The 16,211-nt window shown below is 54.8% G+C and carries 13 protein-coding genes; 4 read left to right on the top strand and 9 right to left on the bottom strand.

Going from position 1 to position 16,211, the window contains the following annotated elements; all coding sequences use genetic code 11:
- Positions 1-80 precede the first annotated feature (80 nt).
- From B4M43_RS06465 to B4M43_RS06480, 4 genes are all read left to right on the top strand, one after another.
- Complete coding sequence (locus tag B4M43_RS06465; RefSeq protein ID WP_296265242.1) at positions 81-1,655, top strand: DUF6311 domain-containing protein; 1,575 nt, start codon at positions 81-83, stop codon at positions 1,653-1,655.
- Positions 1,652-2,596 (top strand): glycosyltransferase family 2 protein, encoded by a 945-nt coding sequence (locus B4M43_RS06470; RefSeq protein ID WP_296265244.1) that lies wholly within the window; start codon positions 1,652-1,654, stop codon positions 2,594-2,596. The genes B4M43_RS06465 and B4M43_RS06470 overlap by 4 nt, the downstream gene beginning before the upstream one ends.
- Positions 2,593-2,985, top strand: a complete 393-nt coding sequence (locus B4M43_RS06475) for a GtrA family protein (protein WP_296265246.1) — start codon at positions 2,593-2,595, stop codon at positions 2,983-2,985. The genes B4M43_RS06470 and B4M43_RS06475 overlap by 4 nt, the downstream gene beginning before the upstream one ends.
- 149 nt (positions 2,986-3,134) lie before the next feature.
- Positions 3,135-4,121, top strand: coding sequence for an acyltransferase family protein (locus B4M43_RS06480; protein ID WP_296265352.1), 987 nt, complete (start codon positions 3,135-3,137; stop codon positions 4,119-4,121).
- Between the two features lie 18 nt (positions 4,122-4,139).
- Here the strand turns inward: B4M43_RS06480 and B4M43_RS06485 are convergent, their stop codons facing one another.
- From B4M43_RS06485 to tagD, 9 genes are all read right to left on the bottom strand, one after another.
- The gene (locus B4M43_RS06485; RefSeq protein ID WP_296265248.1) at positions 4,140-5,258 is read right to left on the bottom strand and encodes an acyltransferase family protein; all 1,119 of its coding nucleotides are present in this window, start codon (positions 5,256-5,258) and stop codon (positions 4,140-4,142) included.
- 162 nt (positions 5,259-5,420) lie between these two features.
- Positions 5,421-6,512 carry an acyltransferase gene (locus B4M43_RS06490; RefSeq protein WP_296265250.1) on the bottom strand — a complete coding sequence of 364 codons (1,092 nt, stop codon included), beginning with the start codon at positions 6,510-6,512 and terminating at the stop codon, positions 5,421-5,423.
- Between the two features lie 254 nt (positions 6,513-6,766).
- Positions 6,767-7,672, bottom strand: a complete 906-nt coding sequence (rfbD, locus tag B4M43_RS06495; protein WP_296265251.1) for a dTDP-4-dehydrorhamnose reductase — start codon at positions 7,670-7,672, stop codon at positions 6,767-6,769.
- The gene (gene rfbB, locus B4M43_RS06500; protein WP_296265253.1) at positions 7,669-8,745 is read right to left on the bottom strand and encodes a dTDP-glucose 4,6-dehydratase; all 1,077 of its coding nucleotides are present in this window, start codon (positions 8,743-8,745) and stop codon (positions 7,669-7,671) included. The genes rfbD and rfbB overlap by 4 nt, the downstream gene beginning before the upstream one ends.
- Before the next feature lie 406 nt (positions 8,746-9,151).
- Entirely contained in the window at positions 9,152-9,700 is a 549-nt protein-coding gene (gene rfbC, locus B4M43_RS06505; RefSeq protein WP_296265256.1) for a dTDP-4-dehydrorhamnose 3,5-epimerase, read from the bottom strand.
- Positions 9,700-10,581: a glucose-1-phosphate thymidylyltransferase RfbA gene (rfbA, locus tag B4M43_RS06510; protein WP_296265258.1), complete on the bottom strand. Its 882-nt coding sequence runs from the start codon at positions 10,579-10,581 to the stop codon at positions 9,700-9,702. The genes rfbC and rfbA overlap by 1 nt, the downstream gene beginning before the upstream one ends.
- 220 nt (positions 10,582-10,801) lie before the next feature.
- Positions 10,802-12,211 (bottom strand): glycosyltransferase family 2 protein, encoded by a 1,410-nt coding sequence (locus tag B4M43_RS06515; RefSeq protein ID WP_296265260.1) that lies wholly within the window; start codon positions 12,209-12,211, stop codon positions 10,802-10,804.
- Positions 12,212-12,225: 14 nt separating this feature from the next.
- Complete coding sequence (locus B4M43_RS06520) at positions 12,226-15,753, bottom strand: CDP-glycerol glycerophosphotransferase family protein (RefSeq protein ID WP_296265262.1); 3,528 nt, start codon at positions 15,751-15,753, stop codon at positions 12,226-12,228.
- Positions 15,754-15,808: 55 nt separating this feature from the next.
- Positions 15,809-16,204, bottom strand: a complete 396-nt coding sequence (gene tagD, locus B4M43_RS06525; protein ID WP_296265264.1) for a glycerol-3-phosphate cytidylyltransferase — start codon at positions 16,202-16,204, stop codon at positions 15,809-15,811.
- Positions 16,205-16,211 lie beyond the last annotated feature (7 nt).

A 16,211-nucleotide genomic window follows, 5' to 3' on the forward strand; every position in this document is an offset into this window, starting at 1 on the left:
ATGAGTGAGATGTGTGCGTTATGGATTTGAAGCTTGTCTCAACCGGGAGGGCGGGCTTTGCGTTCGCGTTGGTATTTGGGTTGTGTTTCGTACTGCGTTACTTCCCCATCGACTTCATCCTGGGCACCAATTCGTATTGGCTGACCGAAGTCGATGACGTCACGCAGTATTTCGCGGGCTTCAATGCGTTCTTCACGGCGCCGTTCAGCTACCCGCTGCTGGCGTTCGATGGCATCAACTACCCACAGGGCACGCGCGCGACCTTCGTCGATGCGATCCCTTTGTATGCCTTCCTGTTGAAGGTGTTCGTGCCGAAGAGCTTCGCCCCGTTCAACCCCTTCGGCATCTGGATCGGCCTGTGCTTCGTCGCACAGGCGGTCTGTGCCTGGTGGATCCTGCGCGAGTTGTGCGTGCGCTCCTGGCTGGCGCTGGCGGCGCTGGTGGTTTGCCTGACCACGATGCCCGAGTTCACTTCGCGCATCGCGCATGTTTCGCTGATGTCGCAGTGGATCGTACTGTGCGCCCTGGCCATGTACTTCCGTTGCCGGCGGACCGAACAGGCCCACCATGTGGCCTGGAGCGTCCTGCTGGTGGCGGGTTTCTACGTCAACGTCTACCTGTTCGTCATGGCCAGCGCCATCTACGTGGCCAGTTGTCTGGGCAGCCCGCAGCGCTTCAAGCCCGGCTATGGGCTGCGTGCTTGTGCGCCATTCCTGATCCTGGCGGCGAGTCTGCTGATCACGATCTTCCCGCTGGGCGCCGCCACGGTCGCCAAAGAGGGTGGTTTCGGGGTCTTCTCCATGAACTTGCTGTCGCCGTTGCATGGCGGGCGTCATGTGCACTTCCCCAACCCGGAGATGCCGGGGCAGGGCGAGGGTTTCAACTACCTGGGCCTGGGGGTGCTGTTGGCCTTCGCGCTGAGCTTCGTGTTGAATGCCCGCAGCGCCAATGGCGTGTTCGCGCGGCACAAGGCGCTCACGTGGCTGATGGCGTTGTTCGCGGTGTATGCGTTGTCCAACGAGATCTACCTGGGCACCACCCACCTGGTGTCGCTCACCTATCCTGGCGTGCTCGACATCATCACCTCGCAGTTCCGTGCCTCGGGCCGTTTCTTCTGGCCAGTGGGCTTCTGCATCGTAATATTCTCGATCGTGTTCCTGTATCGCCGCCTGAGCGCAGGCCTGTTCGCGCTCGCCATGCTGGCGCTGCTGGCCTTGCAAGTGCATGACCTGGCGCCTTACCGCGGCCTGCTGGTGGCCGTGGCCAACCGTCCGGCAGCGGCCGTGCTCACGCAGCCGACCTGGGACCAGCAAGCCACTCCCGACGTGCAGTATTTGTACTTCTTCCCCAAGTTCAAGTGTGGACGGGAGGATGTGTTGCAGACCCTGATGCCGACCATGCGCTACGCCGCAGTGCACAACATCAAGATCAACACCGGTTATGTGTCGCGCTCGAGTGCCAATTGCAGCGTCGAAAGCACACAGGCGGAGATCGCCGGGTCCGACGCCACGCATTCGCTGTACGTCTTCAATACGGGCGATTTCCCGGAAGTCGACCGCGTCAAACAGCTTTTCCCCGCTGACCGCCAGCCTGAGTGCAAGGTGATCGACTTTGCCCACGTCTGCCGTGTCGATTCTGCGAAGGTGAACCCATGACCGAAATGAACAAGCGCACGATCTCGTTGGTATCGCCGTTCTACAACGAAGAGAAAGGCGTGCAGGCGTTCTTCGCGCGCATCAACGAAGTGTTCGCCGAGCTGGCGGACCGTTACGACCTCGAAGTGATCGCCATCAACGACGGCAGCCGCGACAGCACCTACGACGAGCTGGTCAAGGCCAAGGCGAGCAACCCTTACCTGACCATCGTCGACCTGTCGCGCAACTTCGGCAAGGAAGCCGCGCTCTCGGCCGGTCTGGATTTCGCCACCGGCGATGCCGTGGTGCCGATCGACTCCGATTTGCAGCACCCGCCGGAAGTGATTCTGGACCTGGTGCGCAAATGGGAAGACGGCGCCGAAGTGGTGCTGGCCAAGCGTGTGGATCGCGAGACCGACCGCCCCATCCAGAAGGTGACGGCCAATTACTTCTACCGCGTGCACAACCGCATCTCCGACATCGATATCCCCGCCGACGTCGGCGATTTCCGCCTGATGGACCGCAAGGTGGTCGAGGCCCTGAAAACCCTTCCGGAGAGCCGCCGGTTCATGAAGGGGCTGTTCGCCTGGGTAGGCTTTCGTACGGCCACCGTCGAATACAAGGTGGCCGCCCGCGAGCACGGCGCCTCCAGTTTCAACACCTGGAAGCTCTGGAACTTCGCCATCGAGGGCATCACCAGTTTCAGTTCGGTGCCGCTACGGGTCTGGACCTACCTGGGTTGCGCCGTCTCGGCCATCTCCTTCCTGTATGCCGCTTACCTGCTGATCAAGACCGTACTGTTCGGCAGCGATCTGCCCGGTTATGCCTCGATCATGATCACGGTGCTGTTCGCCAGCGGCGTGCAACTGATCGGCATCGGTGTCTTGGGCGAGTATGTGGGGCGCATCTTCACCGAGTCGAAGAACCGGCCGGTGTACATCGTGCGCGACGTGATCAAGTGAAGCACCTCATCCCGCCGCGGTATCACGAGTTCATCCGCTTCGGCCTGGTCGGTGTCACCAACACCTTGGTGCACGCCGGCATCGTCGTCGCGCTGATGGAGTTGCTCGCACCGCCTGCGTTCGTCGCCAATGGCATCGCTTTCGGCTTCGCCAACGTGATGTCCTACCTGCTCAACAGCCGGTTCACCTTCAGGACGCCGGCCACCTTCTCGGGGTACCGGCGATTCTTGACGGTATCGTTGGTATCGCTGGCGCTGACCCTGCTGATCACTTCTGGGGTGGAGTACGCAGGGCTCCATTACGCCGTGGGCCTGGTACTGGTGATTTTCATCGTGCCGGTGCTGAATTACCTTGTGTTGAAACTCTGGGCTTTCAAACCTGCTACCTGAAGCCTGAAGCAGCCGCAAGACAGGCTGGGCCCGAAGGACCGGGCCAGCGACCTACCGGCCTCACGATTAGTCCTGCCGGTAGATACCCGTAATGTCACAATGTCAGTACCATGCCGCCTTTAGGAAATTTCCTACAAGGCTATGCGAAAATGGGTTTATTGAGGTTGTTGCTGGCATGCCTGGTAGCGGTCAGCCACATGGGCATCGACGTAAAGAGCTGGAACGTCGGCGTCGGGTCGGTGGTGATCTTCTACATGCTGGCCGGGCACGTGGTGGCCAAGCTCTGGACACGGCGCCCGCATGACCGCCTCTTACCTTCCCTGGGTTGGTTCTACAAGGACCGAGCCCTGCGGATCTTTCCTCTATACCTGTGTGCTCTGCTGGTCAGTGGGCTCGTGTGGGCGACAGGGGCGCATTCCTACTTCCTCAGCAAGACCCCCGGGTTCGTGGATTGGATAAGCAATCTGACGGTGGTCCCGCTGAACTACTACATGTGGACGGGCATAGATCGCTTCACGCTGATCCCTCCGGCCTGGTCGCTGGGCGCAGAACTGCAGTTCTACCTCATCCTGCCGTTGCTGATGCTGCTGCCCTGGCTGGGCATCTTCGCGGCGGTCGTTAGCCTGGTGGTGTTCTCGCTCGCGCAATACGGCTGGTTGAACACCGACGTCTTCGGCTACCGGCTTCTGTTAGGCGTGCTGTTCATCTTCCTGAGCGGTGTGGCGATCGAAAAGCGTTCCCGCCTGGGCAACCTGGCCCTGGCCGGCGTGTGGATCGCCTTGCTGGCGTATGTCGTGGGCCTGCAAGCGCAAGGGATCCGACGCCCCTTCGACCATGAAGTGGCCGTAGGCTACCTCGTCGGTCTTCCCCTCATCCTGTGGCTCTCGAGCCTTCGGCTACCTGGCTGGGTAAATACCCTGCAACGGCACGCCGGCACCTTGTCGTATGGGGTGTTCGTCTTCCACTTCTCGATGATCTGGCTGGTGGAGCCTTACGCGCTGTCGAACGGGCCCAAGGCAGGGCTGGTTTTGCTAGGGTCGCTGCTGTTGGCCGGTGTGTTCCACTATGGCGTCGAGCGGCCCGTGTGGCAGCGGTTCAGGACCAAGTTGCCCGGCCAGGCGTCTAGCCAACGCTAGACGGTAGTGGTAGGGCGCTCATACCGTCGTGCCAGGCGCAACGGGCTTGCGGACGAGGTGCTTGCCCCAGCGCATCGTCGGCACTTCCACGAAGCGGTGCAGTCCATAGGCCATGACCAGCACGAAGACCAGCGTCAGCAGCACGGCCCCGGGGAAGGGTACGCCCCGATCCATCAGCACACGGATCGACAGATAGCCGATGATCGAATGAAGCACGTAGATGGAATAGCTGATGTCGGCGATGAAATCGAGCGGCTTGATCGGCCGGAAATGGCGACGCAACGCATAGCTCACGGTGAATACGGCTAGCCCATAAACGTAGTTCAGCGGCACATAGGGCATTTGCGCAAGCCATTGGGTATGGGGCCAGCAGACGAGGAACAGCGTGAGCAGGATGGCCACGTACGCGGCGAGCTGGCGGGATGTGTAGGTGCCGGTGTAATGGTGGTAGAACCCCGTTCCGACGAACATGAAGATGACGCACATAAGCTCAGTCTTCAGCGACTCGATAAGACCGAGCGGCACCGCCCAGCCGCTCATCCAATCGGGAAACGCCTCGCAGCCTACCAGTACCAACGTCGAAAACAGAACGATCGGATAGACGTTGCCGCTTCTGATCGAACGATGGAGCAGCGCGGCGATGAGGTAGAACTTGATCTCGATCGACAGCGTCCAGTTCACCAGATCGATCGAGGGCGCAGAGGCATTGCCCTGGATGAGCAGCAGATTGGCCAGCAGACGATCCAACGGCATCGAGAATGACTGGCCCCAGTAGCGACTCGACAGATAGACCAGGACAAGCATGACCAGCGAGGCGACGATGTACGTCGGGTAGATCCTCAGCAGACGCGCCACCAGAAACGGCCCGGGCGCCAGGCGATTGAGCGAGAAGGGTATGACGAAGCCGCTGATCAGGAAGAACAGGGAAACGCCAAAGGGGCCGTAGTTGAAGGTGGGGATCGTGAGCCACAGCAACAGTTTCGACGCCGGGCCCTCGACGACGGGCGCGTAGATATAGGACGCCACGGTGTCCCTGCCTACCCAGTACACGCCGCACCAGTGAACGATAAGGACGGCCACCACTGCCAATCCCCTGAGTTGGTTGGCGAAGAGCGCGCGGTCCGTGGCCCGTTGCATGTGTGTATTCCTTGAAAGGATGCCATTGTCACGTCACCTCGAGGCAGGCCGTTCAGGCGTACCGGGATGGACCTGCTTGCCTGTGTGCTGCGCCCGGCCTGTCTCCCTGTGCGGGCCTGGACGCATGGACGGGTCGGCCTGGGCTGCACAGCGACACGACCCTCAACCGGGTAAAGCAGCGCGCAGGATCGGTATGCGCTTGATCGCGTAGGTGAGGCTCGCGCAAATGATGAACACGGTGGCCATCACCAGCGGAATGGCCAGCCAGGGGTTGATGAAGTTCCAGGGCATGCCGGCATGGTGCAGCTCCCAGATCACCATGGGGTGCATCAGGTAGATGCCGAACGTTAGGTTGCCGAAGAACACCAAAGGGCCTTGCGCGTTCGGGTAGCGCTCCACGAAGCGTGCGCCCGCAGCTCGCACGCCATGGAACACGCAGGCGGCGGCCACGACCACCATGGGTGCGAAGTACTCGTAGTACAGCTCGGTGTTGACGGCGGCGTCTTTGGAGAAGTACCAGGTCAGGGTCGCCGTGCCTGCGGTGCACAGCAGATACCCCACGACACTGGCGAGCAGCCACACACGGCGCATGGCGAGGTGGTGGTAGAGCAACGCACCCGCCAGCAGGTAGGCCGGGTAGATGTAGAAGAATCGCGTGTCCACATACACCCGCGCTTCACCGAACAGCCGTTCGGCAAACGGCACGAGGCTGGCCGCCAGCAACCACACCCCCAGTACCAGGCACTGCAACCGCACGGGCGTGGTACGAAAAAAGCCTGCTAGCACGGGAATGAAGAAGTAGGCGGCGATCAAGGTGTATAGGTACCAGAGATGCCCTGCCACGGGCCACCTGAGGATGGCCATGCACCAATGCCCCAGCTCGGAGAAGTCCGGCAGCCACAGGCCGGTGACCTTGTACTTGTTGTACACCAGATACGCCAACGACCAGACGCCCAAGGCAAGAGCCATGCGCCAGACCCGCCGCAGCACGCCGGCGATCGAGTGCGCGCGTGGCAGCAACAGGGCACCGGTGATCATGAAAAACACCGGAACGCTGGCGCGCGACAGGCTTTCGTAGGCATTGACGCCCCACCAATGCTGGGCCTTCTGGGAGAAACCAGCAGCCGACACATGGATCAGGATGACCATGAACGTGGCGACGAGCCGCAGGACATCGAGCGAGACGTCGTGGGCCTTGGACGGCGCAGGGGCTGGGGCGGCCGAAAAAGACGGCGTTGCGATCGACGTGCTCAAACATGAATCCTTTCATTAAGCTGAACGCGCCATCAGGATGATGGCAGCGTGGCATGATGAAATATTTCGAAACTTTATGCTAGGTGTGGCGTCGGGGGAGGTTGTTTGGAGTAAGTGATATCGGGCAAGGGGCAACGCGAGGGCGCCAGGGCGAGCCGCAGGTCGCGGCGACTCGACCTGTTGGCTCACGCTGGCAAAGCATGAGCGAGTTCTTCAACGATCCGCTGGAAGGGTTTGTTTGCGACAGGCTGTGGTTATTTGTCCAGGGCTTCCATGAGCATGCGGGTAACGCCCCCCTGCCAATCAGGCAAGTGCAGTGCGAACGCCTGACGAAGCTTGGCGGTGTCCAAACGCGAGTTCAAAGGGCGGCTGGCCGGCGTAGGGTATTCGCGGGTGGGGATCGGGTTCACCGCTTCGACCGCAAGCGTTTCGCCATGCGCCCGAGCGAACTGAATGACATAGCTGGCGTATTCGTGCCAAGTCGTTTCACCGGAAGGCACGAGGTGGTAGATGCCACTCAGCTCCGGCTTGTGCCAAGCTTGTTGCAGCGCAGCTGCTGCCACGTCCGCGAGCAGCTCTGCCCCCGTAGGCACGCCCACTTGGTCGGCAATGACGTTGAGGGTGGTGCGATCTTTGGCCAGACGCAACATGGTCTTGGCGAAGTTGTTGCCTCTAGCGGCATACACCCAGCTGGTGCGGAAAATCAGATGCTTGCAGCCCGACGCCTGGATCAGCCGTTCGCCTTCGAGCTTGGTCGCGCCGTAGTAATTGACCGGCGCAACGTTGTCGCTCTCCTTCCACGGGGTGGAGCCCGTACCGTCGAAGACGTAGTCGGTGGAGTAGTGCACCAACCACGCGTCTAGGCGCTTGGCTTCCTCGGCCATCGACTGGCTGGCCAGCGCGTTGACGGTATGGGCCATCTCCCGTTCGCTTTCGGCTTTGTCGACGGCCGTGTAGGCCGCCGCATTGACGATGACCTGTGGCGACACCGCACGGATGGCCGCCCGCAGGCCGTCGAGGTCTGTCAGGTCGCCTGCCAGATCACCGTAGGGCGTGGTAGCTCGGTGGCGATCGAGCGCCACCACTTCACCAAACGCGCTCAGCGCCCGTTGCAGCTCCCATCCCACCTGGCCGTTTTTACCGAGCAGCAGGATTCTCATGCCTGGTCCGTGCGCTTGGCATAGTTACTGTCGATCCACTGCTGGTAGCTGCCGCTTTTCACATGGGCCACCCACTCAGGGTTGTCCAGGTACCACTGCACGGTCTTGCGAATGCCGGATTCGAAGGTTTCTTCCGGGGTCCAGCCGAGTTCGCGCTGGATCTTGCTGGCATCGATCGCATAGCGCAGATCGTGGCCTGGGCGGTCCTGCACATAGGTCAGCAGGTCGGCATGGGGACGGAATTTCGAGTCGGGCCGCAGTTCGTCGAGCAGCGAGCATACGGTGCGCACCACTTCGATGTTCTGCTTCTCGTTGTGACCGCCGATGTTGTAGGTTTCACCGACTTCGCCCTCGGTGACTACTGTGTAGAGCGCGCGCGCATGGTCTTCGACATACAGCCAGTCGCGAATCTGGTCGCCTTTGCCGTAGATGGGCAAAGGTTTGCCTTCCAACGCATTGAGGATGACCAGCGGGATCAGCTTCTCGGGGAAGTGGTAGGGACCATAGTTGTTCGAGCAATTGGTCACGAGGGTTGGCAAGCCGTAAGTGCGTGCCCAGGCGCGTACCAAGTGGTCCGAGCTGGCCTTGCTGGCGGAGTAGGGCGAGCTTGGCTGGTAAGGCGTGGTCTCGGTGAACAGATCTTCCGGGCCTTCCAGGTCGCCGTACACTTCATCGGTGGAAATGTGATGGAAGCGGAAGGCCGCCTTGCGCTGTTCGTCCAGTGTGTTCCAGTAGCCACGTGCCGCTTCCAGCAGCGTGTAGGTGCCGATGATGTTGGTCTGGATGAACTCCGACGGGCCGCTGATCGAACGGTCGACGTGGGATTCGGCGGCCAGGTGCATGACGGCGTCAGGCTGGTGCTCGCGGAACACGCGGTCGAGCGCTTCGCGGTCGCAGATGTCGACGCGCTCGAAGGCGTAACGGTCGCTCTGGTCGACCGATTGCAGCGACTCCAGGTTGCCGGCGTACGTCAGCTTGTCGACGTTGACCACCGAGTCTGCGGTGCTGGAAATGATGTGTCGCACGACTGCCGAGCCGATGAAGCCGGCACCACCTGTTACTAAGATCTTCACGAGAGTTTTCTACCTTGAGGTTCTGACAGGGGCTTGGGGCCCTGTGTAGTCCGTGCGCGCATGGCGTGTTCAGGCCGACGCGGTACAAAAGCCTATCCGATTGGCGCGCCCCTTCGGCAGTGGGGCAGGCGGACAGTTCCACGCTGGCGCAAGCCGGGGCGAAGGAGGGGGCTCTTGCGGGTTGGAGCTAGGTGTTTACGGTAGTACAACACACCAGAACGACAATGGAGTAATTCCACGCACTAGTGTGCGCCATTGCCGATCACAAGGGCGCCCGTAGCCCAGGCGCCCCAGCGTATCGCAAGTGTTCCCCGGCGTCAGCATGGGCCATCCAGCTTGCGACAACGGCCCCGGGATTCGCGCATGCCAGCTCGAGCTACTGCAAGTGGCGCCTTGAGCGGCAGACTCAATCGAACACGTCGGCTTGTGCGAGGGGAAGACCCTGTTGGTCCTTGCCCGACAACAACGGCACGCAGTCGGCAGGCCAGTCGATTCCAATCTGGGGATCGTTCCAGGCGATGCAGCGCTCGCTATGCGTGGAGTAGAAGTCAGTGGTCTTGTAGAGGAACTCGGCGGTATCGCTCAGAGTGATGAACCCATGGGCGAAGCCCGGCGGTATCCACAGCTGATTGTGGTTCTCTGCCGAGAGGTGCGCCCCTACCCATTGCCCGAAGGTGGGCGAAGAGCGACGGATGTCCACCGCAACGTCGAAGACCTCGCCCTGCACCACGCGCACCAGTTTGCCCTGGGCATGGGGCGGCAATTGGTAATGCAGGCCACGCAGCACGTGTTTGGAGGAGCGCGAGTGGTTGTCCTGCACGAAGTCCGGGTTCACACCGGTGGCGGCTTCGAAAGCGCGTGCGTTGAAGCTTTCGTAGAAGAAGCCGCGGTCGTCGCCAAAGACTTTCGGCGTGAGCAACACGACTTCGGGAATTGCCAAGCGAACGGCCTGCATCAGAACACCTTCTCTTTCAGAATGCCTTGCAGGTACTGGCCATAGCCATTCTTGACCAGCGGCTGGGCCAGGCGCTCGAGCTGCTCGGCATCGATCCAGCCCGCGCGGTAGCAGATCTCTTCCGGGCAGGCGACCTTGAGGCCCTGACGACGTTCGAGAGTGGCGATGTACTGGCCGGCCTCCAGGAGGCTGTCATGCGTGCCCGTGTCGAGCCAGGCATAACCACGACCCATGATCTCGACGTGCAGCTTTTGCTGTTGCAGGTAGAGCATGTTCAAGTCGGTGATTTCCAGCTCGCCTCGTGCAGAGGGACGCAGGCTACGGGCCAGGTCGACGACTTGGTTGTCGTAGAAGTACAGGCCGGTGACCGCATAGTTGGACTTCGGCGCGGCGGGCTTTTCCTCCAGCGACAGTACGCGGCCGTGCTGGTCGAAATCGGCGACTCCGTACCGTTCAGGGTCGTGCACGTGATAGGCGAACACCGAAGCGCCTTGGTCGCGGGCGTTGGCGTTGCGTAGCAAGGATTGGAAGTCGTGGCCGTAGAAGATGTTGTCGCCAAGGACCAGCGCCGATGGGTCGTTACCGATGAAGTCGGCGCCGATGGTGAACGCCTGGGCCAGGCCGTCCGGGCTGGGCTGTACGGCGTAGGCAAGGTTCAGGCCCCAGTGGCTGCCGTCGCCCAGGAGCTGTTGGAAGCGAGGGGTGTCTTGGGGGGTGGAGATGATCAGGATGTCGCGGATGCCGGCCAGCAGCAGGGTGCTGAGCGGGTAATAGATCATTGGCTTGTCGTAGACAGGCAGCAGCTGTTTGGAGACGGAGAGGGTGGCGGGGTGGAGGCGGGTGCCGGAGCCGCCCGCGAGTATGATGCCTTTGCGAGTCATGGGGGCCTTAATGGGAACGTAAGAGGTTAAGGTACTGACAATGTATCACCTCGATTTAAAGGAGTCTAAACATAAAGGTTTTAAAGTAGAGGTTGATCGAAGAGTTCAGTGGGTGCCATGCTCAATGTGTTAAGTTTGGGGTTTGAGTGTGTGCGATCCGAAAATTAATAAAAGAATGGGGGGAGCGCTATATATTATAACGCTCTGATTTATTTAGAATTTAAAGTTGAGGGTAAACGGATTTGGCACTCAAGTTTTCCCAGTCTAAAGGGTCGGGGCTGTCGAATGTGATATGGCCTTGAGGCGAAACCCTGAGAAATCCATTTATGGTTTTCAAAAAGAAGGAGTCGGTATATTCAGGGGTGCGTACGACATCAAAAATTAGAATGCCATCTTTATTGGGTTTAAATGTAACGACTTTGTCTTGCATGCTAGGCTGACTAACATAAAAGATTTCAAGAAAGTTCCTATAGAAGAGGATGGCTTTTTCATTCTTTAAGAATTGAACTTCTAGGGGCTGGAATTTACCAGGCCGGCTAAGTTGGTAAGCATTAGCTACCGAAATATTGGAATCTTCGCTGTCGTAGGAAAGATAGTTATTATGAAAAGTTCTGATTACGGTGCCATGCCAAAGGCTGATTTTTTGTGAGCGTTCTTCTTCTAAAGGGTTATTGCCGGTGACGAGGTCTGAAACGTCACTCTGAGATTTATTCCATACCTTCTTCTCTACGAAACCGTCAGCTATAGCTTCAGCTAAAGTGCTGGGTTCCATAACGTAGAAAGATTTGTATAAATCTTTCAAACCCTGCTCGCCGCTCGAAGCAATTACGGATTCAATTTTTTCCAGACGTTTCGTGAATCTGTCTGGCATCAAAGTTGCCACTTTTTTTCTTGAGCGGCGTAGGCACTTTTCTTTGAAAAGTTCGTAGCTTTGACCTTCGAAGTGAAGTAGCTCCAGATCGTTGGTTTTGGCGTTGGCAATTAAGTTTGGATCTAGCGGTATGGGTCGGTGAACAGACATCTTGAAGATTTCAGGATGCTTGCGTACAAAAGATTTTCCGGTTTCGACACCCCAAAAACCACCGCGGGAAAATGAAATCAGATCTTCAGCGTAGTATTTTAAAAGTATAGATTTTTCTGGGAAATATCGCTTGAAATAATGTGTAGAGAATTCTTCGCCTACACCGATTATTTTAGGGTATACAGCTTCATAATTTTTTAGGCAAATAGAAAATACATGCCTCGGAAATTCAGATAGCACTGTTTTTACATCTTTCTTCGCAAAAAGCATTTCGTCTGAGTCAACATGAAGCAACCAGTCGGTTGACATGATTTCCCGAGCATATAGCATATTGGTATGTTGACGAATTTCAACGCCAGTTGGTCTTACCCCTGGTTGTTTAGTAGGAGAGATCTTTGGCACATTTCTCCAGTAATGATCATCGCATATGAATGAAATGACACGACCTGGCGCAATGCTTGGATCATAATCCGCCATTGAAGCATCATCAAAGAACAGGTAAATCTTGCTAGGGTTCAGAGACGCATAATGACGTAAGAACGCATCAGTAATATGTTGTGGTGCTCGGATAGTGCAGGCTACTGACCATGTGTTATTGCGGCTTTCCATGGTTTCTCCAAAGCTTAAATTTCTTGGTAAAACTGATTCATTGCCGTTTTGACATATGAAGTCGCGTCAAATCGTTTAAATTGCTCTTTGGACATTGGAATTTTGCGCATCCCATCGGCCAATGCAGTGACAGTGTTTTCGACTAACATTCCATATCCGTCTTCCAATACGCTACGTGGTCCAGAAACATCCGTTGACACTATCGGTTTTCCAAGGGTCATGGCTTCGAGCAGCACCATGCCTTGCCCTTCGTGATTTGAGGAAAGCACAAAGCAATCAGCTTTCGCAAAGAGAGGGAAAGGATTGAGTTGTTGCCCTGCCAAAAAGACATAGTCTACCAGCTCAAGTTTACGAATCAGTGACTCAAGATAGCTTCTCAACGGGCCTTGTCCAGCGATCACAAGCCTTGCTTTTTCGTTCAAGGTATGCACTGTCTTAAAGGCACGGATGAGTTTTTCATGATCCTTTTCAGGAGACAGGCGTCCCAGCGTAAGGTAGGTATATGTCGACTCAGACGGCCAAGGTAGGTCATGACAAGGCTCATGCTCCTTGGATTTTTCAACGATATCATTAGGCAATAAGGTATTTCGAACATATCGGAACTTGCTAGGTGGAATGGTGAACCGATCAGTAAGAGCCTCTAGGTTTTCCTGACGTACATTGGAGCTAACAGAAATTAGGCCGTCGTAGAAGTTATAAAAACTAATAATGCTTCTTAGGTTGGGGAAGCGTGTCTTCATCTCTTCGTGCATATTGCTATGCAGGTAAATCGTTTTCTTTACATTCAGATTTGTTGGCCCAAGACCGAGCAGGGATGTCCAGAACTGAGAGTAACCTTCAAAATTGATGATGCTGTCAAAATGAGCATATCCAAAAGTCCGTAAGAACTCCCTGCGATAAGATTCCTGATACGGTCTCATTAGAGCTTCGGTATCTAGCGTATAAGATGAACCGAGTTTCGCAGCAATCCATTTTTCTTCAATCGTAATGTTCATTCTGCCGCAGCGAGCGACGACGGCAACGTTTGGAAGAATGCGATTTATCTGCTCAATTCGATCTGGGTTTGAAAGGACGCCAGCTGGATCAATTGCTACAGTAATTGAGTATTTATTTGTATCAATGCTCTTAATGAGATTTACAAATGAGCTGGTAATACCATTTGGAATAAAAGCACCTGCAAAGAATAATAAGTTCTTTTTGGGGCGATCTGCAGTAGGTTTTTTAGCGGTGTTGAATATGGCAGAGATTACTTCTTGTGTTGAGGTCCCATCTTCATGTTTAGAGAATTGCTTTAGACAATTTTTATGGTTTGTATGTAGTGCGGATTTTTCTTGTTTTAGAATCTTTTGGATGTGATTTTTAGTTGTTTCTACAGTGTCAAATGTAGCGCCGGGCAAAGAGGATCTTTCAAAATAAAGCCCGCGCTCGGCTTTGTATTTATCATAATCAGGTACATAGAATACAATCGGTTTCTTCTTGGGCAGGAAATCAAAGTAAATGCTAGAGTAATCAGTGATAAGAATGTCGACAACGCTAAGAAGCTCACATGTGTCGATTTCTTGTGGCACGACCTGGGCGCTTGATTTTACTTTGCTTAGCTTTTCCTCAACGAAGTAGTGGCCTCGGAAGAGAAGCGTATATTCAGCACTGACAAGACTTTCAATATCGGCCTGTAATTGAAAGACGTCTGCATCTGTCTGGTTTTCTCTGTAAGTAGGAGCAAACAGAACAACTGGCTTTCGATTATTGATGCTGAGTTTTTTTAGAATGCTTGATTTTGTTTCACCTGTTGCATTAAGCATCAAGTCGATTCGTGGGTATCCAGTGCGTAAAATTTCCCCTGGATAGATCTCGGCAATGTCGTTGCCAGCGAACAGCACCGATTCAGTATGCAGATTTGGTGCGATAATGTGCGTGCAGTGCAAGAAGTTTCTTGCAATGTTTTTATGGCCGAAGTTTCCTTCATGTATGTCTTTGAATAATGTTTTCTGAGGCGTGCCATGCCATGTGTTCAGATAGACCTGTTCAGGCTTGCGCATGAAATAGGTAGGGAACGTCGAGTTGTTGATCAAATATTTGCAAGTGGTAAGATAAAATCTGTATAGGTCAGACTCTTTCTTTACGAAAATCAAATTGGGTAAGCTGCGCAGCTCATTTGGGATACGATTGCGTTCGTTGATTACCCATACATGAGTCCAGCCGGAAAAATCTGGGTTATCGATTAGCGCTTTAAAAATTGCATAAGGGTTGCAGCTGATTGAGGCGCCATGATAGCTCTCATAGAGAATGCTATGTGTATCCAGAAGATTATTTCGATAAAACTCAGTGTAATCGTTAGTTGCTCTGAATCCCTCGTTTAATCGATCCTTAGATGCATCAATACCATAATCTTTATCCAATACACGAGATTGAATATATACAGAGCTGGACTTTTCGAATTCATTTGCTTTGGCGAAAAGTTCCCCAGCTTTCGCATACAGGGACGGCTCAAACTTTTCATTCCGCTTTGCAGCATTATGCAGAGCTTCCGCAGCTTCATGCCATAAGCCACGGCGCTCTAAACATAGACCGAGTCGATAATGCCAATAATGATCGCATCCGTCTAAGGCAACGGCTTGCTTGTAGTATTGAATGGCTTCATTCCATAGATACATCTTTTCGTAAGCCATTCCCAGGCGATAGAACAATGCTGGGTTGGTGTTGCCTTGTTTGGTGATTTCGTCTCGGTAGTCGGTGATGGCCTCAGCCCACGCTCCCCGTCGCGCGTGGAAAGCACCTATGCCAAATTTTTTAATGTTCAGGCTTCGGTCAAAATTAGCAGCTTTTGCGTAGGCAGCTTCAGAACCATTAATATCGCCAGTTTTTCTTAAGTTGCAGCCTAAGGCGTAATAATGATCAGGGTTTTTAGGATCCAAAGTGCAGAGCTTTCTCAGGCTTACTACAGCATCCTCAGTGTATTCCATGCGCTCTTGAGTGCGTGAAAGCTCTAAAAGCTTTTCCACATTTTTTGGGTCAGCTTCATGCGCTGCTTTATAATAGTGGAGTGACTCCCACGTTCTTCCCATACGTGTGATGGCTACGGCCAGTAACCAATGGGTGTCCTTTTTATCGCATCCGCTTCCCAGCGCTTGTTTGAATGCAGACTCTGCGGATTTCCAATCCTTTGATTCAAAAAATTGCTTGCCACTTAAATAGTGACTTTCAGCATCCTTTTTCAAGCTTAAACTAGGATCTGCCGGTAGCAAAAAAATGCCTTCCAGCTTTTTTTTACTTAAAGCATCACGCGCAGTAAGCGCAGTGTCTGTACTAAACTTTTCAAGGTTTGCGATTTTTATGACGAAACCCTGATTTTTGATAACAGGGTTTATTTTTTCTAAATCCGGGCGTGCGTGTCCAGTTTTGCCTGAGGCTATGACCTTATCATCACGCAGGATTTCAATATCGACCGCTGCTTCAGGGCTGTCTGCATTCAAAGCCCAACCGCAAGCGTGGCCATCCTGGTAGGAATCTAAAAACCCAATGATTTTGTCTTTTGATGGCATTTGGTAACGCAGCTCCGGATGTTATAGAGTCGTATGTGTGGTTGGGGAGATCGGATCAAAGTGATGAAGGTTCAAGCTCAGCTTTGATTTGAGTCGTCGATATGTTTTGCGTGCGTGGCAGATAGATAACTTCGCAGTGTTCTTTCAGGCTATCAAATTTACCTTCCCAGTCATCACCCATCACGAATATATCTGCCTTATACGTGAGAATGTCTCCGATCTTTTGGTCCCACGTCGACTCCGCGAACACCATGTCGACATAGCGAATCGATTCAAGAACATACTTACGGTTTTCATAGTTCAGCAAGGATGACTTATGCTTTCCTGCGTTGAATTCATCTGACGAAAGTCCGACGATTAATCGATCGCCAAGTTCGCGCGCGCGACGCAGGAGATTGATGTGTCCGCGATGAAGGATGTCAAAGGTTCCATAGGTAATAATAGTCTTCACTTTACAT

The organism is Pseudomonas sp. UBA6562 (genome assembly GCF_002434265.1).
Classification (GTDB): Bacteria; Pseudomonadota; Gammaproteobacteria; order Pseudomonadales; family Pseudomonadaceae; genus Aquipseudomonas.